Raw genomic sequence first — 21,482 nt, 5'->3', positions numbered from 1 at the left:
GAGACGCCCACGGACGCGCGCGATCGCCCACCTCGGCGCCGCGCCCGCAGAGGGAGAAGAACGATGAGCCTCAGCGAGCCCATGCGCTCCAGGATCGCCACCATCATCCGCGAGAACGATGTCGTCCTGTTCATGAAGGGGTCGCGGAGCATGCCGCAGTGCGGCTTCTCGGCCACGGTGGTGAACATCCTCGACGAGCTCCTGCCCGAGTACCGGACCGTGAACGTCCTCTCGGACCCCGAGCTGCGCGACGGCATCAAGGAGTTCTCGAGCTGGCCGACGATCCCGCAGCTCTATGTCCGGGGCGAGTTCGTGGGCGGCTGCGACATCGTGAAGGAGCTGCACGCGACCGGGGAGCTGGTGAAGACGCTCGGCCTCGCGCAGGAGGAGGTCCCGGCGCCCTCGATCCGCGTGACCCAGGCCGCCGTCGCGGCGTTCGAGGCCGCGCGGGAGTCCGACGCCGACTTCGTGCACATCGAGATCGACCCCTCCTACAAGTACGGCCTCTATTTCGGCCCGCGGGAGGCGGGCGACGTCGAGGTCCAGGCGGGCGGCCTCGTGTTCCTGCTCGATCCCGCGAGCGCGCGGCGCGCCGAGGGGCTGTCGATCGACTTCGTCGAGGGCCCCTCCGGCGGCGGCTTCAAGCTGGAGAGCCCGAACGAGCCGGCGAAGGTCAAGGAGCTCGCGCCCGCCGCGCTCAAGGAGATGATGGACCGCGGCGAGGCGCTCGAGCTCTTCGATGTGCGGACGGACCAGGAGCGCACGATCGCCAGGATCAACGGCGCGCGGCACCTCGACGCCGATGGCCAGCAGTACCTGGAGCGGCTCGACAAGGGCACACGGGTCGTCTTCCACTGCCACCACGGCGGGCGCAGCCGCGCGGCGGCCGAGCACTACCTCGCGAAGGGCTTCAGGAACGTCTACAACCTCCAGGGTGGGATCGACGCGTGGTCGAGCACGGTCGACCCCTCGGTGCCGCGTTATTGACCCTGCCATCGCGACGTCCCCCGCCGTCGCGCGCCCCCGCCTCCTTCCTGTTCGCTTCCCCCGTCGATCCAGGGCAATACCGTCCGGCGGGCGCATGCCGGTCGAGCGCCGGCAGCGCCCGGAGAGACCTGTCAAGGAGGGAGGCCCATGAGCGCAGAGATCAGCCACCGAACCACCGACCTGTGCGACGCGCACCCGGATGCGATCCTCGTCGCCGAGCCGATCTTCCGGGATTACGGCGGAGCTCGCCTGTTTCACGGGCGCGTCGCCACGGTCAAGGTCCACGAGGACAACGTGCTCGTCCGCGCGGCGCTCGAAGAACCGGGCCATGGGCGGGTGCTGGTCGTGGACGGCGGCGGCTCCCTCCGCTGCGCGCTCGTCGGCGACAACCTCGCCGCCCTGGGCCACCGGAACGGATGGGCCGGGTTGATCGTGTACGGCTGCATCCGCGACTCGGAGGCGATCAGCCGTATCCCCATCGGCGTGAAGGCCCTCGCGACGCACCCGCGAAAGAGCCACAAGAAGGGCGCAGGAGACCGCGACATCCCCGTGACGTTCGCCGGCATCACCTATGTCCCCGGCAGGTTCGTTTACGCCGACCACGACGGACTCATCTACGCCCAGGCGCCGCTCGCCTGAGGCGCTCCCACGGGCGCTGTCGCTCGGGCGAGGCAAAGCGCACCTCGATGCGCAAATTCGCCACAGGACGCGCGCGCGATGCGCGCTGGCTGTCCCAGATGGATGGGCCCGGCTCCGGCCAGACCGCGCCGGCGTCGCGCGCCGCGTCGAAGCGCGCCGACTGGCCCGGCCAATGCATTCGTGGCGGGAACACCAACACCTCGCAAAAGCGGGAGGAGGAGAATGGGCAACATGACGTCCGACCTGAAGAGCGACCTGCAGAAGAGCCTGGAGGCGCTCCAGACGCTGCGCGATGAGATCCGGGTCCGGCTGCACCTCGCCGGGATGGAGGCGAAGGATGCCTGGGGCAAGCTGGAGCCCACGCTCCTCGACGCCGAGAAGCTGGCCGAGGACGTCTCCGAGACGTCGCGGAACGCGCTGCGCGACATCGTGGAGAAGGTGAAGGAATTCCGCTCGTCGCTTCCCTCCTAGCTCTGCTGCGGGAAGTCGGCCTGGAAAGCGAACCGTCACGCCGCCAAGGGCGCCATGAAATAAGAGGAATAGGAGAGGGAAACGCTGGAACGGCCCTCCCCCTCTCCTCGTGGCGGCCTTGGCGCCTTGGCGGCTCTTCTGCTGATCCGGGGCAACTTCCCGCAGTCGTGCCAGCGCCCGCGCGGCCCGGAGCGCCTCTCGTGGCGGCGGCGGCCGGTGGTGGGGTCACCCCCGCAGCGCCGCCGCCATGACGCGCGCGATCGCGCCCCACCCTGGCCCGGCCGCGCAGGCCGAGAGCCGCTCCCCCACGACGTGGGCGCGCCGGTGATCGCGGAAGCTGGGCGGCCGCGGAACGGTGGTGAGCGGCGCGCGCAGGATCGCCTTCTCGACCTGCCCGAGCATCGCCGTGTTGTGGACGAAGCCGAGCCCGCTCTGGATGTCGGCGAGCGTCGCGCTCGGGTGGCCCCCCCACGGCGGCACGACGACCGCGTGCGCGGCCGCGGGCGCGTGGTTCACCGCGATGATGCCGTACCGGAGCTCGAGCAGGGCGCGGTCGAGCGCGGCCTCGACGGCGGGGTCCTCCTCGGACGCCGGGTGCGCCACCAGGGTCGCGCTCAGGGTGCCGCGGAGCCTCTCGTTGCAGAAGCGCGTCGCCGCCGAGAGGAACTCCGCCGGATCGCTCGAGCCGACCTCGACGATCGGGACGAGGCCGCTGGGCGACTCGGTCGAGAACAGGGGCTCGTCCGCGTCCGCCTCGGTCAGCCCGGTGACGAGCGTCCACGGGAGCTCGCCCGGCCCGGGCGCGCCGAGGCGCGCGGCCCCGCGCGGCAGCGGCGCGTCGGCGGACCCCTCGAGGTGCGTGTCCGCGAGCGGCGGGCGTCCGCCGAGGAGCGCGGCGCGCTGCGCCTCGGCCCCGGGGTGGCCGGCGCGCCGCGGCGGCGCGCCGGCGAGCGCGCGGCGGAGCATCCGGAGGAGCAGCGACCGCTGCGCGAAGCCCCTCGGCAGCACGAGCACCCGGGCCGCGTCGCGGCCGAGCGAGGTGCTGCTCGCGATCTGGCTCGCGAGGCTCCGCGCCTGGAACCAGAGCTCGTCCTCGCCGTAGAGCCACGGCATGACGAGGACCGGCCCCACGTTGCCGAGCGCGGACGTGATCGGCTTGTCGAGCAGCGGCTCTCCCGACGCCCGCCGGCGCGCCGCGAGGGGGCCCGGCGGCCCCCAGACGAGCGCGTCGTGCGCGGCCGCCGAGCCGGTGATGTGCACCTCGGACACCGCCGGGTGGCCGGCGAGGTAGGCGCCCACGTCGGCGCCGCCGTACACGACGCGGAGCAGCCCGCGCGAGACGAGCGGCGCGAGGGTGCGCTCGAGGATCGGGCCGAGGTAGGCGTTGCGGGGGCTCATCTTGAGCGCCACGACGCGCCCGTCCACGAACAGCTTGTGGAGCGCATCCCGCAGCGGGACGCTCGCGGCGTCGCCGGCGCCGAGCACCAGCGCGACGCCCCCGTCGGGGTCGCGCTGCTGATAGAAGGGCGCTTGCCCTTCCAGCACGCCGGCGCGCGTCGCGCCGGGCTGCATCAGCGCGCGCGCGCGGAGCGGCCCGTGGAGCACGGCGTCCTGGAGGCGCGCGGGGAACACGTCCACCTCGACCCGGCCGTCGGCGCGGACGCGCACCGCGCCGCGGCCGAGCCGCGGGCGGCCGCGGGCGGCGATGTCCTCGAGCGCCTCGGCCAGGAGACGCGCGTGCGCGAGGGTGACGCACGGCCCGGAGAGCCACGCCTCGCCGCTCGCCGCGGAGCCGGGGTCGAGCCTCAGTTCGGCGCACGACGCCTCCACCATGGGGCGGGCAGCGGCGAGCAGGCCCGGCAGCATCGAGCGGAGCAGAGAGGCCTTGTCGCGCGGCGACATGCGCGCGAAGCCGAGCGCAGCCGCGCCGAGCTCCGAGAGCGCGCGATCGAGCTCGGCCGCGGGGGTCTCCGCCCCATGCGCGGCGTCCATCGCGGCCTCGGGCTCCAGGACGCCGTTCGCGGCCGCGGGTTCGTCGTTCGTGACCGCGGGTTCGCTGAGGGCGGCGCCGCCGGGCGCGTGGGCGGTGGCGGGATCGGAATCAGGCGGCATCGGCAGGGAGATTACCGTCAGGTGATCGCGCGCGCGAGCGCAGCGACCGGTCGCAGCGCGCGTGTAGCCGGCCTGCACGGGATTCGGTAGAGTGAAGCGCCATGGACTGCGCTTCCAACACGGGCCGGGGCTCCGCGCGCGCGCCCTCCTCCAGGGCGCTCCGCCGCCCGGCAGCCTGCGGCGCCGTGCTCGGCGCGCTCCTCTTCGCCTTCGCCCCCGCGGCGGCAGCGCAAGAGCCCGGTCAGCCGCTCCCGCAAGGTCAGGGACAGCCCGCCGGAGCTGCCCAAGCAGGGACCGGCTATCCCCAGCAGGGCCACGCCCAGCAAGGTCAACCCCAGCAGGGGTATCCTCAACAAGGCTATCCCCAGCAGGGGTATCCTCAGCAGGGGTATCCTCAGCAGCAGGGATACCCTCAACAGCAGGGATACCCTCAACAGCAGGGATACCCTCAACAGCAGGGATACCCTCAGCAGGGGTATCCTCAACAAGGCTATCCCCAGCACGGTTACCCTCAACAGCAGGGCTATCCCCAGCAGGGTTACCCTCAGCACGGCTACCCTCAACAGCAGGGCTATCCCCAGCAGGGGTATCCTCAGCACGGCTACCCTCAACAGCAGGGCTACCCGCAGCAGGGCTATCCCCAGCAGCCGCCCGGCCAGGGTCAGGGCTACGCGCTGCCGGACGGGCCGCCGCCGCCCCCGAGGCCGCCGGAGTCGTCCTGCTGCCGCTGGTCGGTCCGGTACAACCCCTTCGAGCTGCTGCTCGGGAGGATGACCTTCGAGGGCGAGGTCGTCATCGTCGGACCGCTCACCGTGGGCGTCGCGCCGTCCTGGATCTGGGGCTCGCTCATGGATGAGCAGCTCGACACGACAGGCTTCGCGCTCGCCGCCGACGTCGGCGTCTACGTGGAAGGCAAGCCGCTGCGCGGCTTCTGGATCAAGGGGCGCATCGGCTACGAGTCGTTCGAGGCGGTCCTCACCTCCCGCTTTCCGACCGTCGAGCCGGGCGTCGGCGACGTGAGCAGCGTCGTGCTCGGCGGCATGCTCGGCAGCACGAACGTCTTCGGCCGGGACGGCGGGTTCGCCATGTCCGGTGGGATCGGCCTCGGCGTCGCGCTGGCCGATCCGGTGCAGATCGTGGCCGGCAACGAGTATGTCGAATTTTACAACAAGGCGGGAAAGATCAAGCTCCTCGGCTCGCTCTCGCTCGGCGTGGTGTTCTGACGCGCGCCCCGCGCCCCGCGGCCCCCTGCCTGACGCGCGCCCCGCGCGCGGCGGCCCCCTGCCCGACACGCGCCCCGCGCCCTGCGGCCCCCTGAGAACTTGGCCCCGCGCGCGGCGCCGTGGGACGTCTGCACCATGCCCCCTCGCATCGCCCGCCGTGCCGGGCCGGCGCTGCTGCTCTCGTTGCTCGCGGCGCTCGTGTCGATCGCGCTCGCGCGTCCGGCGCGGGCGTGGGTCGAGGTGCACGTCGCCGGAGACGACGTGCGGCTCTCGATCGACCGGGCCGGCGCCGCCACGGTCGAGCACAAGGTCACGCTGAAGATCTCGGGCGGGCCCCTCCGCGCGCTCGACATCCGGGGCGTCGATCCGGACGCGCAGATCGAGCCGGGCAGCTACGTGGTGCCCTCCAAGGCCGCGGCGGCGAGCTCGCTCGCGTCCGCGACGCCGGTCGCGCTCGAGCTCCTGCCGCCCGACACGCGCCTGCGCGAGGACGGCACGCGCCGCCCGCCGACGCTGCGCGCGCGCTTCGACGGCAAGGGCCTGAGCCGTGGCGTGTTCGTGCTCCTGTTCCGCTACCGCACCGACCTCATGCAGCGCGGGCTCATCCAGCGGGACGGCGAGAGCGCGCGCATCTCGTGGACCGGCCCCCTCTGGAACGACGGCTACGACGCGGCCCGCCTCACCGTCGAGCTCCCGGCGGCGCCCGACGAGCCGCGCCACGACGAGGCGGGCGGCGGCGACGCGGGCGTCGACGAGGCGGGCGACGCGCCGGTGACGCTCTCGACGCTCCGCCGCCTGGCCGACCAGGACGAGCTCGAGCTGCTCCGCCCGTACGCCCCGAAGAACGAGCCGCTGCGGTGGACGATCCGCGCCGACGCGCGCGCCTTTCAGCCCGCGGCCGCCGCGGCGCCGCCCGGCGCCGACGCCCTCGGGCGCCTCGCCGACGCCGCGGCCGCGGGCGCGGATCGCGGCCGCACCCTCTACCTCGCCGGCGGCCTGGCCCTCTTCGCCTTCTACAGCGCCCTCGTCGCGCTCAAGGCGCGCGAGCACGAGCGCCTCGCGCGCGCCGCGGGCGCCGCGCCGCGGCCGCTCATCCCGATCCCGCTCGCGCCCCGCGCCGCCCTCGCGGGGCTCGCGCTCGTCGCGGGCGTCGCCCTCGAGCTGCTGCTCAAGGACGGCACCGCGGGCGCCGCGCTCGTGGCCGCGGCCACCGCGCTCGCCGCGCACCGCACCCCGCGCCCCGAGCGCGCCGGCGGGGCCCTGCGCGGCCCGGGCAAGTGGCTCCCCGTCGCGGAGGCCGAGGCGCTCCGCGAGCCGCCGCGGCCGCGCGGCGTCTACCTCGACGTCTCGACGCGCGCCGGCAAGGGGCTGCTCCTCGCGCTGCTCGCCGCGCTCGGCGCGGGCGTGCACGCCGTGGCCGCCGTCTCGCCGTACCACGCCCACCTCCTCGCGCTCGACGCGACGGCGCTGCTCGCGATCTTCTGCACCGGCCGCCTCGCCGAGCTCCCCCCCGACCCGGCGGCCCGGCCGGTCGCGTTCCTGCGCGACGTCGCGCGGCGCGTGAAGCGCGCGGTGAAGGGGCGCGCGAGCGCGGCGCCCCGGGCCGCGGCGAAGGCGGCCGGGCGCGCGGGCGCGCGGGCCGGCAAGGCGCCCGCCGGCGCGGCGGCCAGCGCCGCGACGACGCCGGAGCTCCGCGTCGTCGGCCGGATCCGCATCCCGGACGGCAGCCCCGACGCCGACGAGCTCCGGCTCGGCCTCGCGCCGCGCGCCGCGCTCCCCGGCTTCGTGTCGATCGAGGTCGGCGTCGTGTACGCGCCCGGCGCCGGCGGCGCCATCGGGCTGCCCGAGGTCCTCCTGCGCGTCGTGCCCGGCTCGCCGTGCGAGCGCGCCGTCGAGTCGCTGGCGAAGAGCGGCCGGTCCTCGCGCGGCCGTCGCCCCGGTGAGCGCGTGCTCGCGTTCGCGCCGCGGCTGCCGACCGCGCGGATGACGGCCGGCATCGCCGCCGCCCTGGTCCGCGCCGTCTCGACCCCGCCCGCGGACGCCGCGCCGACCCGGCCGCGAGGCGCCGGCGCGCCCCGGACGCCGCGCCCGCGGAACAAGGCGGTCTCCGCCGCAGCCTAGCACTACTGCGGGAAGTTGCCCCGGCTCGGCAGAAGAACCGCCATGGCGCCAACGACGCCAAGAAGAGAGGGGAAGGGTCGTCCCTCCATCTTCCCCTTCTAGCTCCCTGGTTTCTTGGCGCCCTTGGCGTCATGGCGGTTCGCCTCTCGGCCCGACTTCCCGCAGGTGCGCTAGTACGCTGTCCCCCGGGACCCGGACACGGCCCGTCCCGCGCCCCGCGCGGCGCCCCCCTCTCCATCGGCCCACGGGGTGGGCGCCGAACCAGGGACGACCCCGGCGACGCGGACTGGCGACCTCCACGGAAAGGGCGCCAACCGCTTTCAGAGCGGGCAGCCGCCCGCCCTGGAGCGCCGTGCAGGCCATAATCGTCGCAATCCGCCCGGACGCTTCGAGTCGCCGATCCAAGCACGGATGCTCCCCGAGCCCCGCAGGAGCACGCGCGGTCGGATCGGCGCCAACCTCCGGAGTTCTGAAGGTTCCCCACCTGCAGAGAAAGCAGACGTAGACGACAAGCTGGGACGGCCGGGAGAAAAAGACGACAACCTGCCTGACCTCCCACCCTCCCGCGCGAGCTTTCTGGTCAGATCGGAGTATCCTCAGAGATCCGACGACTGACGCGCTTCCAGCCAGCGCGCCAGTCGCCGGCGCACGACCGTACGGCCATGTACGACGCCAGCGCGCATCACCACAGCGCGACGTGCCTGCGCACCATGCTGCCGACAGCGACATGGCATGGCGCCCTGACCGATCGCCGATCGTGCGATGCCAACAAAACAAGAAAAACGCGCGCAGCCCCGCTCGAGCGTATAGCGAGCGCCGACCTCATCATGATAGTCTCGCGCTGATCGTCTCTTCTCGAGCACCTGCGCACGGAGCGGATCGAATCGTGCATGGGCTGGCGCTCTCGCTGTCTCCTCAGCGAGGGCTGAGCGCCAATCGACGCTCGGGACCCTTATTGGCCCTCGGGCACCTCCGGAGCCCGGTCACACGGCACATTTGCGCGCGACTGGCTCACTCCGACATGGCCCTGCTCTGGCCTGTTTCCGTCTGTCGATGTCAGCCGTCCTCGGACAGGCCCCCAGCCGATCGGGAGCAATCATGGCAAGAAGACCCGTCATCCGCAGTTTCACGTCCCCCACCCTGTCCGCGTGCGCTGCGGCCTGCGTGGGGCTCGCGGCGACCGGCGCGCACGCGGCGTACCGCTTCGACGCGGCCGAGGCGGCGTTCGACGCGACCTACGCGGCCACCCCCATCGACGTCGAGGGCGTGGTCGTCGACGAGGCGGGGGAGCCGATCGCGGGGGCGGAGGTGACGGCCATCGGCTGGGGGAGCGGCGCGGCCAACGACGGCGAGTTCGCGTTCACCAACGCCGCGGGCGCGTTCACGCTATCGGCGCTCGCGCGGCGCTCGGTCCTCCTGCGCGTCGAGGTCGACGGGTACTACACCGAGATCGTCCCCGCCGATCTGCACCGCCCGCTCGACGAGGCCGCCGTCGGGACAGGCACGATCGTGCTGACCGAGCAGCGCCCGGGCCGCGCGCGGATCCTCGTGGGCGGTGACACGATGTTCGGGCGGCGCTTCGTCGACAGCGACGGCGACGGCATCGAGGGCGAGGCCGGCGACCTGATCCGCCCGGCGACGCGGCGCGCGGACGCGAGCGCCGTCCTCGGCTTCCTGCGCGACGTCCTGTCGGCGGCCGACTACACCCAGGTCAACCTGGAGTCGCCTGTCACGGCCAACCCCGAGACGCCCCACCCGTACAAGTCCTATACGTTCTTCTCCTACCCCGAGACGGTCAGGGCGCTCGCGCTCGCCGGCGTGGATGGGGTGAGCCTCGCGAACAATCACATGTACGACTACCTGGACGGAGGCGTCTCCGACACGCTGAGCGCCGTGCCGAACGCCGGCCTCGACGGGTTCGGCGCGGGCCCCGACGAGACGACGGCGAAGGGCACCGTGCTCTACAGGACGATCCGCGGCGTCGACGTGGCCTTCCAGGGGTTCAACCAGCAAGTGAACGACGGGACCACGCTCGCGGCGTACACGCTCACCGCCTCCGACGGGCCGCCGGAGAAGGCCGGCGCGCTCGCGCTCAACAGGGACACGATCGCCGACTTCATGAGGGAGGACGCGCCCGGGTACTTCGCCATCCCGGTGCTGCACGGGGGCATCGAGTACAGCGACTATCCCTCGTCCGGCATGCGGCTGCGGTTCACGCAGCTCGTCCAGATGGGCGCCGGCATGGTCGTCGCGCACCACCCGCACACGATCCAGGGCGTCGGGCTGGTCGACGCCGGCGCCGGCCCCCGCTTCGTCTTCATGTCGCTCGGCAACATGGTCTTCGACCAGGAGGTCTTCGAGACGTTCCAGTCGTACCTCGCCGCGATCGACATCGACGAGGCCGCGGACGGCAGCCGTGCGGTGCACCGGGTGCAGCTCATCCCGTTCCAGAACGAGGGCTACGTGCCGAAGCTCGTGAGCGGCGCCTGGCTCGATCGGGCGATCCGCAACATCGGCCACCTCTCCACGACGCTGCCGCCGTCGGCCACGGCCGGCGGGGCGGCGGACGGCCTCACCGGGGCGGTCGTGTTCCCGAGCGGCCCCCGGGCCGCGGCGGCGAGCGCCGCCTCGCAGTACACGACCAGCGAGCGCGTCGAGGCGCGGGCCGTGCCGCTCGCGAGCCGGAGCACCGGGCCCGTCGCGTACCCGCGCTCGAGCGCCGCGGACTCGCTCGCCGGCCTCAGGACGAGCGCCCCCGCGAGCTGCGACTACGGCCGTGAGATCATGCTCTACGGCGACTTCGAGGACCACGACGTCGACGACGCCTTCCACGAGGGCTCGATGTGGTCGATGAGCGACTACCGCCGCGTCCAGAACAGCGTCGTGCGCAGCGGGACCGGCGCGATGGTGTTCCTGCGCAAATCGAGCAGCACCACGCAGGTCTCGACGTACATGAAGAACCGCGTCAAGTTCCAGCCCGGCCGCAAGCTGAGCCTGAGCGGCTACCTCAAGGGGGAGAACGCGGGCCAGTTCCGGGTCCAGGTCTACTGGTACACGAGCGGCGGATCGAGCGTGTCGAACAGCACGATGTACACGCGCGCGGCCGGCACCTACGGCTGGGAGCGGTTCGACATCGACCTCACCCCGCCGTCGAACGCCGGCTCCGTGCGCGTCTATTTCAGGGCGACCCCGCCCGCGACCGGCGAGGCCAACACGTTCCTCGACGACGTGTCGCTGGTCGAGTGGGAGGGCACGATCGCGGACGGCGCGGCCGGGTTCGCGTTCCCGACGCCCAACGACTGGAGCTTCGTCCGCTGCACGGCCGCGAGCACGGGGCTGACGAGCCTCGGCCTGACCCTGACGCACCGGACCTACGCGCTCGCGCCGGCCGCGCCCTGAGCGCGCCGGCGTGGCCCGAGCCGCCGCCGGCCACGGCGGCGCGCCGCTCCCCCCGCTCGACTTCCCGCAGCGGCTTCGTTAGCCTCACGGCGCGCGCCACGCCGTGGGCTCCACACCTGGTCAGCGCCCGCGCACCACGGGGTCATCATGAGAGAACCGCGCCATCCGTTGCAGCTCGCGCCCGCGCTGGCGCTCTGTGCGGCCGCCCTCGGCTGCGGCTCCGATCCCGAGGTCGAGGACCTCGTGTGGCCGATCGGGGGGACGCGCGAGGTCCAGCCGCTGTCGTCGAGCTTCGGCCCGCGGCTGCAGACCTCGCGCGACGGCGTGTACGATTTCCACCGGGGCATCGACATCCCCACCGTGATGGGCACCCCGGTGTACGCCGTCGCGGCGGGGACGGTGACGCGCGCCGGGCGCTACAGCGATTTCGAGGACGTCGCGGTGCAGATCGAGCACTGCGACGAGGAGGATGCGTGCTTCTACAGCACGTACATCCACCTGGTCATGCCGCTCGTCGAGGAGGGCGAGGAGGTCGGGCGCGGCGCGCACATCGGCTACACCGGCCTCGCCGCCAGCAGCCTGTTCCCTCACCTGCACTTCGAGATCCGGGAAGGCGGCACCGCGAAGGCGTACAGCGTGCATCCGCTCCGGTTCTTGCCGGCGCCGCCCGGGCTGCCCCCGGCGCTCACCGCGCGCCGCACCGACACCGACGGCGCGTCCAGCGTCTCGGTCGAGGTCGAGGTCTCCACGCCCAGCGTCGCCCCGGGCCTCGTCGAGGTCGCGGTCGCGACGTCGAACCGCTCGACCGGGGAGCTCATCGAGGAGCGGGTGTTCAACTACGAGGAGTGGAACCGCAAGTACACGTCCGACGAGGACCCCGCGACCATCGACAGCCAGAGCCTCGGGGGCGTGCGGATCGAGCCGGCGAAGTTCAACGCGCAGTCCTCGGCCTACGTCATCGTGCTCCGCTTCAGCAACCTCGACGGGACGGCGTCGGAGGACGATCTCCGGATCACCGCGCGGGCGCGCGACGTGAACGGCCACGAGGTCAAGGCGCGCGCCCGCTGAGCCGGGCGGGCGGCGGCTCAGCCGTCGCCGACCAGCGCGGCCATGTCCGCGGGCAGCGGCGACGTCACCACGAACGCGGGCACCACGTCGCTGCCGCCCCAGCCGATGTGGTGCGCGTGCAGCGCGTGGCGGCTCAACCCCTCCACCGCGGGCCCGCCGTAGAGCACGTCGCCGGCCAGCGGGTGCCCCACCGACGCGAAGTGCGCCCGGATCTGGTGCCGCAGCGCCTTCGGGGCTCGCGCCTCGACGAGCTCCCAGAGCCCCGCCTGCCGCACGCGCTTGTACATCGTCGCGGCCGGCCGCGGCGCGTACCGCGCCACGTCGCGCGGGTGGATGCACGGGTAGACCCGCTTCTTGTCCTTCGGGTGCGGCGCGAGCGGCACCTCGATCGATCCCATCTCCGGCAGATCGCCGATCTGGCAGATCAGGAGGTAGCGCTTGTCGAGCCGCCCCTCCTTCAGCCCGGCGCAGAGCGCCGCGAACGCGTCGGCCGTCCGCGCGGCCAGCACGAGGCCGCTGGTGTCCGTGTCGAGCCGGTGGCACAGCCCGGGCTCCCGCGGGGAGAAGCCGATGCGCGCCATCTCGGGGTAGCGGGCCACGAGCGCGTTCGCGAGCGTGCCGCGCTCCCCCGGGTCGAGCGGCGCCGTGGGCATCCCGGCGGGCTTGTCCACCACCACGAGGTCGTCGCGCTCGAGCACCACCTGGAGCGGCACGTCGGGATCCGGCGTCGCCGCCCCGGAGGCCTCGGCGGGCTCGACGTCGACGAGCACCACCTCCCCCGCCTCCGCCACGTCGCCCTTCGACGCGCGCCGGCCTGCGCCGCTCTTGCCGGCGCCGAGCACCCGCACGCGCCCCTCGGAGAACAACCGCTTCGCGCCCGCCCGCCCCAGCCCGGGCACCCGCTGCACGAGCAGCTTGTCGAGGCGCGTCCCTGCATCCAGCTCGGTGATCGTGATCTTCATGGCTCCTACGGAAGCGTGCCCTGCCAGCCGAGGCCGAGCGCGGGAGCCCGGAGGCCCCCGACCACGCTCTCTCCTATCACTCCGATCATGGGCAGGCCGACGCGGTTCCACGAGGCGCTCGCCGCGCGCCCGCCCGCGGGCGCGGGCCGCGTCATGAACCACGCGACGCCCGCCCCCAGCAGGAACCCGCCCGCCGACGCGCCCACCCAGGCCCGCTGCTGAGCCGGCGTCGGGGACTCGAACACGAGCGGGCTCGCGAGCGCGGCGGCGCCCAGGCCGCCGAGCAGCGCGCCCACGTCGATCGACAGGACCTGTGAGGCCGTGACGTCGACCTGCGTCGCCGCCGCCGCCGCAGCGAGCCAGCCGAGCGCGGCGCCGTAGCCCATCCCCGCGATCGGCGTCTCGTACACGTCGGCCCTGGCCGCCCACTCGACCAGCCCGCCCAGGAGGAGCCCGAGCCCGCCGCCCGACTGCGCGAGCAGCGCGCCGCCCTCGGACATGGGGCCGAGCGAGAGCCCCAGCGCCGCGAGCGAGATCCCGGCGGTGCCCCCGATGAGCCCGGAGGCCCAGCGCTCCTGGCCCGGATCGCCCGCGTGCTCCGCGAAGCGGCCCTGGTAGATGAGGTGGCCCGCGATCGTCGGCCACCACGCCGCGGAGCCGAGGAACCACGCGTCGGCCACGCCGATGTCCCACTCCTCCGCGATGATCATCGCCCCGCCGAGCCCGATGCCGGCCCCGACCGCGAGCAGCGGATAGAGCAGGCGCGGATCGTCCGAGCCGCTCGATCGCTGGATCGAGAAGCCCACGAGGCCGCCGTAGAGCGTCGCGTTCGCCGCGAGCGTCGCCTTCCCCGCGCTGCGCGCCGGCGTGGCCAGGCTGCCCCGGCACCGCTCGGAGCACGGCGCCTCCTCGCGAGGACGAGGCGCGGCGGCGGCGTCGCCGTCGAGCTCCGCGAGCAGGTCGCGGAGCATCACCGCGGCGCGCACGGCGAGATCGTCGCGCGCGACGCGCTCGACGCGCACCCGCAGCGACCGCGCGCCCGGCGGCGCGAGCGCCATCCTGAGCTCCACCAGCTCTCCGCGGAGCGCGAGGCTCGGCGCGATCACGAGCTTCGTGCCCGAGCGCGCTTGCGCCACGAGCTCGGCCTCGTCGAGCGGCGCCCGCGACGCGACGCGGCCGGGGAGGTCCAGGGCGAGCCCGAGGTCCTGCGCGGTGTCCGAGAGGAGCGCGTCGAGCGCGCTCGCGAGCTGCGCCATGCGCTCGACGGCCTCGGGCGCCACCGCGGTCGGGAGCACGACCGCGGGCCGCGCCGGGCGCGCGGGCTGCCTGGACAGGGCGGGCGAGGCCGCGCGCAGAGGCGCGGGCGACGCCGCGCGCGCAGGCTCGGCCGGCGCCGCGCGCGCGGGCTCGGCCGACGCCGGCGACGCGGCGAGCGCGGCGGCGAGCGCGAGGGCGCCCGCGCGACCGCGGAGGTGCCAGGGATCGATCATGGGGTCGCTGCTCGGGCCCCGCGGCGCGCGCCGCGCCGGCCGCCGCCGCGCGGGGCGCCGATCAGAACATCACGGTGCCGCTCGCGAAGACGTCGAACGTGTTGCTGTCGTTGACGTAGAAGCGGCGGCCCACCGAGTTGATGGTCTGGCGGTAGTTGGGGTTCGGGCTGCCGGTGACCTCGAAGGAGCCGTCGGCGTTCTGGCGGCGGCACGGCCCCGAGGCCCCGGGGCTGTCCTTGAACGCCGCGTTGCACGGCTGGTCGCCGCCGATGCCGTGCGCCTGGTCGTGGCGGAAGCCGACGCCGAGCTGGAACTTCACGTTCTCGCTCGCCTGCCACGCCACGCTCGCCTTGACGCGGTAGGAGCCGTACGCCTGCACGTCGCTGAGCCCCGTGAAGTACGTCCGCTGCGAGCCCTCGTCGATGATCGACGGGGCGCAGGCCGCCTGGACGCCGTTCCTGCAATCGGTCGGGTTGTACGACGGGTTCTCGCGGAACGCCGCCCACTGCGGCTGCCGCAGCGAGGGCGCGTCGCTCGAGCCGAGCGCGTCGAACAGCTCCGAGTAGTCGCGCCCCTCGGAGTGGTACTCGCCGGTGAAGCGCAGATCGAACGTGAGCCGGCTGAACTTCTCGCGGTTCTCCCACGGGATGATCATCACGCCGAGCAGCACCGTGCCGACGAGCGGCGGGTGGTTGACCAGCGACCGCTCGAGGTCGATGAGGCCGTAGTCGCTCGACTCCTGCTGGAACTCGAACAGCGCCTTGAGCCCGCCGTACGGCTCGACGTACTTGATCCGCTTCGACAGGAGCGTGTGCACCTCGAGGCCGATCGTGCCGCGAGAGACGCCGGGCTCGCGCTGGCTGATGCGCCCCCCCTCGAACTGGAGGTCGTTCCGGTCGTTCCGGTTGATGTCCGTCGGATCGGCGCACTTCACCTGCCCGTCCCTCGGCGACTCGGTGCAGGCGTGCATCGGCTCGCTCACGGGGAAGCGCCCCTCGATCCCGAACAGCCAGGTCGGCTTCGTGCGGTCGCGCGCCTGGTTCATGATGTTCACGTCGAGGCCGACGGCCAGGTGCTCGATGCCGCTGCGGCTCGGCGACCTGAAGGGCAGGTCGAAGAGCCGCTCCCCCGGCGCGCCCGCGAGCGCGACGTCCTGCTGGCCGGCGCTGCCGTCGAGATCGGTGAGCTCGCGCGAGCTGTTCAGGATGATCGGCAGCTTGAGGTAGAGCGCCAGGTCCTTGTAGAGGCCGACGTCGACGCGCGGGATGAGCTTCGAGGTCGTCTCGCTGTAGCTCGCGACGTTGAGCAGGTTCGACGTGTAGCCGCCCGTCGACAGCCCCGGCGCCGCGATGCTCGTCTCGCGGCGGATCTTCGCGCTCTTCGTCGAGTACTCGAAGCCGAGGCTCAGGTTCAGATCGAAGGTGTCGCCGTCGTCGAAGGCGTCGATCACGTTCGTGACCTCCCCCGACTCGAGCATCACGCGCGGCTCGGTGGCGCTCCGCGGCTCGTCGGCGGCCGCGGGGGGTGTCGCGAGGAGCGCCGCCGCGGCGACGGCGAGCGACACGAACGCCGAGCCCCCATCCACGCTGATGGCGACGCGCGCTAGATGGCCTTCGCCGTACCTTCTGCCGTGCATGCTCATGGTTATCCGTCGGACGGACGCTACCGGCCGAGGTAGGAGGGTGTCAATCCGCGAATCGCTCGCCCGGCCACTCAGCCCGTCGGCGAGCGCTCGTCGGGGGCGAAGGGGCTCTTCCCTTCCTCGCTGTCGGGGAAGATCTCGCTCGTGATGTCCTCCGCGGCGAGCTCCTCGCGGGCGGTGGTCAGGTCGCGCGACGTCTGATCGAGCCGGTCGGCGAGCACCCCCAGGAACTGCCAGAGCAGCTTCACGGCGAGCTCGTGCTCCTTGCGGAGGATCTCGAAGAAGTCGGCGCGCCGGACGGCGATGAGCTCGCTCTGCTCGACGGCCGAGACGGTGGCCGAGCGCGGCATGCTCCGGATGAGGGCCATCTCGCCGAAATGCTCGCCCGGGCCGACCTCGCTCAGCACGGCGTCGCCGCGGACGATCCGGACGAGGCCCGAGAGCACGATGAACAGCTCGTCGCCGCGATCCCCCTCGCGGACCACCACCTGGCCGGGCTCGAACGAGAGCACCTCGGCGACCTGCATGACCCGGAGCATCTCGCGCTCGTGCAGGCGCGCGAACAGCGGCATCTTCGCGAGCACGTCGCGCTTCAGGGCGAGCAGCCGCGCGCGGACGCTGTCGCGGTGGTCGCCCTGGCCGAGCCGCACGAGGACGGCGGTGATGTTGTCCTTGCCGCCCTTCCGGTTCGCGAGATCGATGAGGCCGTTCGTGGCGGCCTCGCCGTTCTCCTCCTCGAAGAACGGCTCGAGCTCGGCGGTGTGCGCGATGTACCCGTGGAGCCCGTCCGACGCGAGCAGGAACTGGTCGCCCGGGAGCACCTCGATCGTGAGCGTGTCGACCTCGACGCGCTCGTACACGCCGACGGCGCGCGTGATCGCGTTCTTCTGCGCGACCTTCTCGATCTGGTCGCGGGTGAGCTTCCCGCGCTTGATGAGCTCGTTGTAGACGGTGTGGTCCTCGGTGACCTGCTGGATGCGCCCGTCGCGGAGCAGGTAGATGCGGCTGTCGCCGACGTGCGCGATGTAGCCGTGCGAGCCTGCGATGAGGAGCGCCGAGAGCGTCGTGCCCATGCCGCGCTTGGTCGCGTCGGCCTTCGCCTCCTCGTGGATGCGCGCGCATGCGCGCTGGACGGCGTGCTCCAGCAGGCTGAGGACCTCCTTCATCGCGGCGCGCCGCACGTTGCTGCGCGCCTGGTTCTCGATGAGATCCCGCTCTTTCTTGAGCTCCTCGTGGATGATCCGGACCGCGAGGGCGCTCGCGACCTCGCCCGCGGCGTGCCCGCCCATTCCGTCGGCAACCACAAAGAGCGCGAGCTTCTTGTCGACGAGGTAGTTGTCCTCGTTGTGGTCCCGCATGCGGCCGACATCCGTGGCCGCATAAAACCTGATGTTTTCGGACAGGCCCATCGGTCCGGGCAGGCTACCCGAGGCCGCGGGAGGAAATCACTAGCGATTGCGCCCGCCGCGAACGGGACAACCTCCCCCTGGCTCGCGGCGCGCCCCGCGCGCCCGGGACGCGCCTGCGTGGGCAGGAGGCGCTCGGGGTGCGGGTGGGGCACAGGCCGCCGTGGCCCGGGCAACGAGCGGCGGTACATTCCGGGGAGCTCATGGGAACGTCGCTCCGGCTGGTCCTCTTCGATAACACCGACCTCGGGCGGGGCGCCGCGCGGTGGGTGAACGACGCGCGCCGCCGGCTCGTGGGCCTGCGCCGCGCCGCCGCCCCCGCGGCGCCGGACGCGACGGCGCCGGACGCGCCGCCGCCGGATGGGACGGCGGACATCTCGATCGGGCTCACGCGGATCTGGCGCGCCGGAGCGGTCCTGCACCGCATGACGGGCGCGGCCGACGCGTGGCTGGGCGCCGCGAGCTGGGCCGAGTCGCTCGCGTGGGCGGCGCGCACGGCGCGCGCGCGCCGCCAGAAGATCGCGTCGCTGCAGGCCTGGGGCCACGGCGGCTGGGGGTACATGGCCCTCGGCGGGACCCGGCTCGACGAGGCCGCGCTCCGGCCGGGCTCCCCGCTCGACGACGCGCTGACCGCGTTCAGGGAGGAGCTCACCGGCCCCGAGGCCGTCGTGTGGCTGCGGTGCTGCAGCGCCTTCGGCCACACCGGCCGGACCTTCGCGCGGGCGCTCGCCGACCGGCTCGGCTGCCGGGTCGCGAGCCACACGTACATCATCGGCTTCTATCAGAGCGGGACCCACTCGCTCCGCCCGAGCGAGGAGCCGACGTGGGATCCGCGCGAGGGCGTGCGCCTCTCCGGCGGGCGGCCGGTCGGCGCCAGGGCGTCGGGGGCGAGCGAGCCGAACACCGTCACGTGCCTGACGCTCAATCTGCCGCCGGGCTACTGAGGCCGCGAGGCCGCCGGCTGCCGCGAGCGCGAGGCCGCCGGCTGCCGCGGGGCTACCGAGGTCGCGAGGGGTCGCCCGTGGGGTCGGGCGGCGCTCGACCTGCTCGCAGGCGCCGGCGTACCCTTCCGCCATGACGCCGCCTGGAGAGGCGCGAGACCGCGCGCTCGATCTGCTGCGCCGCGGGGACATGGCCGGCGGGATCGCCGGCCTCGAGGGGCACCTCGCGGCCGAGCCGGGCGACGGCGGGGCGTGGCTCGCGCTCGGCGCGGCGTACGCGACGCTCGATCGCTGGGCGGACGCGGCGCCGGCGCTCGCGCGCGCCGTGGAGCGGGGCGGCGACGCGGTCGAGGCGCGCCTCGCCCACGCGCGCGCGCTCGTCCGTATCGGGCAGCTCGACGGCGCGGCCTCGGCGCTCCAGGGGGCCGCCGCGATCGCGCCCGCCGACCCGCGGGTGCTGCGCGAGCTCGGCGTCGTGCTCTACGACCAGCGTCGCTACGACGAGGCCGCCGCCTGGCTCGCGCGCGCGTGCGAGGCGGCGCCGGGCGACGCGCGGGCGGCGTTCGCGCTGGGCCTCGCGCACGAGGCGCGCCGGGACATCGCGGCGGCCATCGCCGCCTACCGCGAGGCGGTGCGGCGGGCGCCGGGGTTCATTGACGCGCGGCTCACGCTCGCCGACGCGCTGGCGTCGATCGGCGAGCACGAGCAGGCGCGGATCGAGCTCGAGGCGCTGCTCGCGCGCGAGCGGAGCCACGAGCGCGCCGCGCGCAACCGCGAGGTGCTGCGGCGCGCGCTCGCCGAGATGCGGGCGCGCCGGCTGCTCGGCAAGACGGAGCGGGAGCTCGCGCGGTCGGCGCTCGTCGTGGAGGCGCAGCTCGCGCGCCGCGAGACGCTGGCGCCGCCCGTCTCGGTGGAGGGCGGGGGGATGCGGCGGACCGTCCGCTACACGGCGCCGCTCCTCGAGCTCCACGTCACCCTCGACGCGGGCGGGGGCCCCGGCGGCGGCGCGATCGAGGCGCTGCACCTCGCGCTGACCGATCCGGATCGCGCCGCGCGCGCCGAGGATGACGTCTTCAAGGTCACCGTGATCGGCGAGGACGGCCGGCAGGCGCCGGTGAGCTACGCGACGGGCGCGTCGCTCACGTTCCTGCGCGAGGCGCTCGGCTGCCCGATGACGCAGGCGAGCGCGCTCTATACCTCGCTGCTCCAGGGGAGCCCCTCGGTCGACTGGGGCGGCGCGACGCTGCGGTTCGCGAGCGTCCCGGGCACCGCGGGCAAGCCCGGCGGGGAGCGGCACGGCATCCTGGTCAGCCAGCGGGGCTAGAGCGGCGGTCTCTTCATTCTGCCGTCCCCTGTCCCACGAGGCGCCGCCTCAAGGACGCGCGACGGCGTCGCGCGGCGCGTCGCCGGGCTCGATCATCCCGAGATCGTGCAGCGAGGAGTAGTGGCCGTCCGGCGCGAGGATGATGTGATCGACGAGCGGCACCCCGACCACCTCGCCGGCCGCAGCGACCGCATTGGTCATGTCCACGTCCTCGGGAGAGGGCGCCGAGTCGCCGCTCGGGTGGTTGTGCACCAGCACGAGCGCCGAGGCCGCGTCCGCGAGCGCGGCGCGCAGGATGTCCCGCGCCGCGACCGAGCACCCGTGGAGCCCGCCCTGCGCGACCCGGCGGGCCCCCCGCATGCCGTTGCGGCCGTCGAGCGAGATCACCCACATCTGCTCGTGATCGAGCGGGCCGAGGTGCGCCGCGCACCACGCCGCGATCTCGGCCGAGGAGCGCACCGGAGGGCGCGGGCGCACCGCGCGCTCGAACGCGCGCCGCCCGAGCTCGAGCGACGCGGCGATGCGGAGCGCCTTGGCGAGGCCGAGGCCGGGGTGCTCGGCGAGCGCGTGCGGGCCGAGCCGCGAGAGCCCCTCCAGCCCGGAGAAGCGGGCCAGGATGGCGGCGGAGACGAGCGTCACCGGGGTGCCGACCAGCCCGGTGCCGAGCACGATCGCGAGCAGGTCGGCGTCGCCGAGCGACCAGATCCCCTCCTCGAGCGCGCGCTCCCGCGGGCCGGCGAAGCCGGGCAGCGCGGCGGGATCGTCCGCGCAGGGCTCGGGGAGGTGTTCGGGCGACAGGAGGGCGCTCTTCCACAGGCTCATGCGCGGGCGACAAGCACGCCGCGGGCCCGGCCGGCTACGCGCGCCGGCGCGGGGGATCGCCCGCCGACGAGGTGGCGGAGCGGCGGCGGCGACGGCGGCCGCCAGGGCCGGGCGCCTGCGGGGGGTGGGGCGCGCGTCACTCGACGCGGACGATCGCGTCCGGGGGCAGGCTCTCGGCGAAGGCGTCGCGCGCCGCGCGCACCTTCGCCTCGACGAGGCCGTCGAAGGTGAGCTTCGTGCGGTAGTCGGCGCCCGACCACCGCGGGTACGAGCCGATGTCGACGTCGCGGTGGGCCGCGACCACGCGATCGAGCATCGGCTTGAGCTGCCCCTCGTCGAGCGTCGTGAACACCGCGAGCGAGACGAACGGCGTGCCGCCGGAGAGCTCCGCCTGGATGAGCGACTGCTTGGCCCGGAAGATCTGCGGCACGCCGGGCAGCATCCACACGTTGCGCATCACCACCGCCGGCCACGCCGCGCTCTCGCCGGCCACGAGCCGCGCGCCCTCCGGGACGCGCGCCATGAGCAGGTGCCCCTCGGTGAGCCGGTCGCCGTAGTACTCGCGCAGCATGCGCTCCATGTTGGGCGCGCGGACCACGGGGACGCCGAACGCGCGCGCGACGCCCTCGATCGTGAGATCGTCGTGCGTCGGGCCCACGCCGCCGCTCGTGAACACGTAGTCGTGCGCCGCGGCGAGCGCCTTCACCTCCGCGGCGATCACGCCGAGCTCGTCGAGCACCATGACCGCCCGCACCAGCTTGACGCCGAGCGAGCGCAGGGTGCCGGCGAGCACGACCAGGTTCTCGTCAGCGATCTTCCCGCTGAGCAGCTCGTTGCCGATGATCAGCGCCGCTGCGGTCCTCATCTCCACCTTG

General features: G+C 73.9%; 18 protein-coding genes. 9 read left to right on the top strand and 9 right to left on the bottom strand.

Going from position 1 to position 21,482, the window contains the following annotated elements; all coding sequences use genetic code 11:
• Positions 1 to 63: 63 nt before the first annotated feature.
• The 3 genes from grxD to WMF31_RS08220 all read left to right on the top strand — a co-directional run bounded on the left by grxD (position 64) and on the right by WMF31_RS08220 (position 2,097).
• Positions 64 to 987, top strand: a complete 924-nt coding sequence (grxD, locus tag WMF31_RS08230; protein ID WP_436601404.1) for a Grx4 family monothiol glutaredoxin — start codon at positions 64 to 66, stop codon at positions 985 to 987.
• Positions 988 to 1,134: 147 nt separating this feature from the next.
• Positions 1,135 to 1,626, top strand: a complete 492-nt coding sequence (gene rraA / locus WMF31_RS08225) for a ribonuclease E activity regulator RraA (protein ID WP_436601403.1) — start codon at positions 1,135 to 1,137, stop codon at positions 1,624 to 1,626.
• A gap of 231 nt (positions 1,627 to 1,857) precedes the next feature.
• Positions 1,858 to 2,097, top strand: coding sequence for a hypothetical protein (locus WMF31_RS08220; RefSeq protein ID WP_436601402.1), 240 nt, complete (start codon positions 1,858 to 1,860; stop codon positions 2,095 to 2,097).
• Between the two features lie 225 nt (positions 2,098 to 2,322).
• On the opposite strand, the gene WMF31_RS08215 is transcribed toward WMF31_RS08220, so the two are convergent.
• From WMF31_RS08215 to WMF31_RS08205, 3 genes are all read right to left on the bottom strand, one after another.
• Positions 2,323 to 4,209 (bottom strand): hypothetical protein, encoded by a 1,887-nt coding sequence (locus tag WMF31_RS08215; protein ID WP_436601401.1) that lies wholly within the window; start codon positions 4,207 to 4,209, stop codon positions 2,323 to 2,325.
• Positions 4,210 to 4,226: 17 nt separating this feature from the next.
• Complete coding sequence (locus WMF31_RS08210) at positions 4,227 to 4,808, bottom strand: hypothetical protein (protein ID WP_436601400.1); 582 nt, start codon at positions 4,806 to 4,808, stop codon at positions 4,227 to 4,229.
• Between the two features lie 68 nt (positions 4,809 to 4,876).
• Positions 4,877 to 5,059: a hypothetical protein gene (locus tag WMF31_RS08205; protein ID WP_436601399.1), complete on the bottom strand. Its 183-nt coding sequence runs from the start codon at positions 5,057 to 5,059 to the stop codon at positions 4,877 to 4,879.
• Here WMF31_RS08205 and WMF31_RS08200 point away from each other — a divergent pair.
• The 4 genes from WMF31_RS08200 (at position 5,058) to WMF31_RS08185 (ending at position 12,020) form a co-directional block, all read left to right on the top strand.
• Positions 5,058 to 5,432: a hypothetical protein gene (locus tag WMF31_RS08200; protein WP_436601398.1), complete on the top strand. Its 375-nt coding sequence runs from the start codon at positions 5,058 to 5,060 to the stop codon at positions 5,430 to 5,432. The genes WMF31_RS08205 and WMF31_RS08200 overlap by 2 nt on opposite strands.
• Before the next feature lie 135 nt (positions 5,433 to 5,567).
• Complete coding sequence (locus WMF31_RS08195; protein ID WP_436601397.1) at positions 5,568 to 7,553, top strand: hypothetical protein; 1,986 nt, start codon at positions 5,568 to 5,570, stop codon at positions 7,551 to 7,553.
• A gap of 1,098 nt (positions 7,554 to 8,651) precedes the next feature.
• A complete protein-coding gene (locus WMF31_RS08190) occupies positions 8,652 to 10,952 on the top strand; it encodes a CapA family protein (protein ID WP_436601396.1) in 2,301 nt (766 codons plus the stop codon).
• Between the two features lie 147 nt (positions 10,953 to 11,099).
• A complete protein-coding gene (locus tag WMF31_RS08185) occupies positions 11,100 to 12,020 on the top strand; it encodes a M23 family metallopeptidase (protein ID WP_436601395.1) in 921 nt (306 codons plus the stop codon).
• Between the two features lie 17 nt (positions 12,021 to 12,037).
• Here the strand turns inward: WMF31_RS08185 and WMF31_RS08180 are convergent, their stop codons facing one another.
• From WMF31_RS08180 to WMF31_RS08165, 4 genes are all read right to left on the bottom strand, one after another.
• Positions 12,038 to 12,982 carry an RluA family pseudouridine synthase gene (locus tag WMF31_RS08180; protein WP_436601394.1) on the bottom strand — a complete coding sequence of 315 codons (945 nt, stop codon included), beginning with the start codon at positions 12,980 to 12,982 and terminating at the stop codon, positions 12,038 to 12,040.
• Between the two features lie 5 nt (positions 12,983 to 12,987).
• A complete protein-coding gene (locus WMF31_RS08175; RefSeq protein WP_436601393.1) occupies positions 12,988 to 14,472 on the bottom strand; it encodes a hypothetical protein in 1,485 nt (494 codons plus the stop codon).
• A gap of 61 nt (positions 14,473 to 14,533) precedes the next feature.
• On the bottom strand, positions 14,534 to 16,108 hold the full coding sequence (locus tag WMF31_RS08170; RefSeq protein ID WP_436601392.1) for a hypothetical protein: 1,575 nt from the start codon (positions 16,106 to 16,108) through the stop codon (positions 14,534 to 14,536).
• Positions 16,109 to 16,185: 77 nt separating this feature from the next.
• Entirely contained in the window at positions 16,186 to 17,523 is a 1,338-nt protein-coding gene (locus tag WMF31_RS08165; protein ID WP_129352125.1) for a Stp1/IreP family PP2C-type Ser/Thr phosphatase, read from the bottom strand.
• Positions 17,524 to 17,723: 200 nt separating this feature from the next.
• Here WMF31_RS08165 and WMF31_RS08160 point away from each other — a divergent pair, with 200 nt between their 5' ends.
• Both WMF31_RS08160 and WMF31_RS08155 read left to right on the top strand, forming a co-directional pair.
• Positions 17,724 to 18,464 carry a DUF4347 domain-containing protein gene (locus WMF31_RS08160; RefSeq protein WP_436601391.1) on the top strand — a complete coding sequence of 247 codons (741 nt, stop codon included), beginning with the start codon at positions 17,724 to 17,726 and terminating at the stop codon, positions 18,462 to 18,464.
• A 130-nt stretch (positions 18,465 to 18,594) separates the two neighbouring features.
• On the top strand, positions 18,595 to 19,785 hold the full coding sequence (locus tag WMF31_RS08155) for a tetratricopeptide repeat protein (RefSeq protein WP_436601390.1): 1,191 nt from the start codon (positions 18,595 to 18,597) through the stop codon (positions 19,783 to 19,785).
• 48 nt (positions 19,786 to 19,833) lie between these two features.
• Here the strand turns inward: WMF31_RS08155 and radC are convergent, their stop codons facing one another.
• Positions 19,834 to 20,607: a RadC family protein gene (gene radC / locus WMF31_RS08150; RefSeq protein ID WP_436601389.1), complete on the bottom strand. Its 774-nt coding sequence runs from the start codon at positions 20,605 to 20,607 to the stop codon at positions 19,834 to 19,836.
• A 136-nt stretch (positions 20,608 to 20,743) separates the two neighbouring features.
• On the bottom strand, positions 20,744 to 21,472 hold the full coding sequence (locus WMF31_RS08145) for a competence/damage-inducible protein A (protein ID WP_436601388.1): 729 nt from the start codon (positions 21,470 to 21,472) through the stop codon (positions 20,744 to 20,746).
• Positions 21,473 to 21,482: the final 10 nt, after the last annotated feature.

The organism is Sorangium sp. So ce1036 (assembly GCF_051369805.1).
In the GTDB taxonomy this organism is placed as follows: domain Bacteria; phylum Myxococcota_A; class Polyangia; order Polyangiales; family Polyangiaceae; genus Sorangium; species Sorangium cellulosum_F.
The sequence above is the reverse complement of the archived record's forward strand: the minus strand, read 5'-3'. Positions and strand labels throughout refer to the sequence as shown.

What these genes read in the sequence shown, in the direction of transcription:
- rraA (WP_436601403.1), top strand. Translation starts at nt 1,135, where the DNA reads ATGAGCGCAGAGATCAGCCACCGAACCACCGACCTGTGCGACGCGCAC.
- WMF31_RS08185 (WP_436601395.1), top strand. Translation starts at nt 11,100, where the DNA reads ATGAGAGAACCGCGCCATCCGTTGCAGCTCGCGCCCGCGCTGGCGCTC.
- WMF31_RS08205 (WP_436601399.1), bottom strand. Translation starts at nt 5,059, where the DNA reads ATGAGCGAGCCCCAGATCCAGGACGGCGCGACGCCCACGGTGAGCGGT.
- WMF31_RS08195 (WP_436601397.1), top strand. Translation starts at nt 5,568, where the DNA reads ATGCCCCCTCGCATCGCCCGCCGTGCCGGGCCGGCGCTGCTGCTCTCG.
- WMF31_RS08215 (WP_436601401.1), bottom strand. Translation starts at nt 4,209, where the DNA reads ATGCCGCCTGATTCCGATCCCGCCACCGCCCACGCGCCCGGCGGCGCC.
- WMF31_RS08175 (WP_436601393.1), bottom strand. Translation starts at nt 14,472, where the DNA reads ATGATCGATCCCTGGCACCTCCGCGGTCGCGCGGGCGCCCTCGCGCTC.
- WMF31_RS08170 (WP_436601392.1), bottom strand. Translation starts at nt 16,108, where the DNA reads ATGCACGGCAGAAGGTACGGCGAAGGCCATCTAGCGCGCGTCGCCATC.
- WMF31_RS08145 (WP_436601388.1), bottom strand. Translation starts at nt 21,472, where the DNA reads ATGAGGACCGCAGCGGCGCTGATCATCGGCAACGAGCTGCTCAGCGGG.
- WMF31_RS08155 (WP_436601390.1), top strand. Translation starts at nt 18,595, where the DNA reads ATGACGCCGCCTGGAGAGGCGCGAGACCGCGCGCTCGATCTGCTGCGC.
- radC (WP_436601389.1), bottom strand. Translation starts at nt 20,607, where the DNA reads ATGAGCCTGTGGAAGAGCGCCCTCCTGTCGCCCGAACACCTCCCCGAG.
- WMF31_RS08200 (WP_436601398.1), top strand. Translation starts at nt 5,058, where the DNA reads ATGGATGAGCAGCTCGACACGACAGGCTTCGCGCTCGCCGCCGACGTC.
- WMF31_RS08180 (WP_436601394.1), bottom strand. Translation starts at nt 12,982, where the DNA reads ATGAAGATCACGATCACCGAGCTGGATGCAGGGACGCGCCTCGACAAG.
- WMF31_RS08190 (WP_436601396.1), top strand. Translation starts at nt 8,652, where the DNA reads ATGGCAAGAAGACCCGTCATCCGCAGTTTCACGTCCCCCACCCTGTCC.
- WMF31_RS08165 (WP_129352125.1), bottom strand. Translation starts at nt 17,523, where the DNA reads ATGGGCCTGTCCGAAAACATCAGGTTTTATGCGGCCACGGATGTCGGC.
- WMF31_RS08160 (WP_436601391.1), top strand. Translation starts at nt 17,724, where the DNA reads ATGGGAACGTCGCTCCGGCTGGTCCTCTTCGATAACACCGACCTCGGG.
- grxD (WP_436601404.1), top strand. Translation starts at nt 64, where the DNA reads ATGAGCCTCAGCGAGCCCATGCGCTCCAGGATCGCCACCATCATCCGC.
- WMF31_RS08220 (WP_436601402.1), top strand. Translation starts at nt 1,858, where the DNA reads ATGACGTCCGACCTGAAGAGCGACCTGCAGAAGAGCCTGGAGGCGCTC.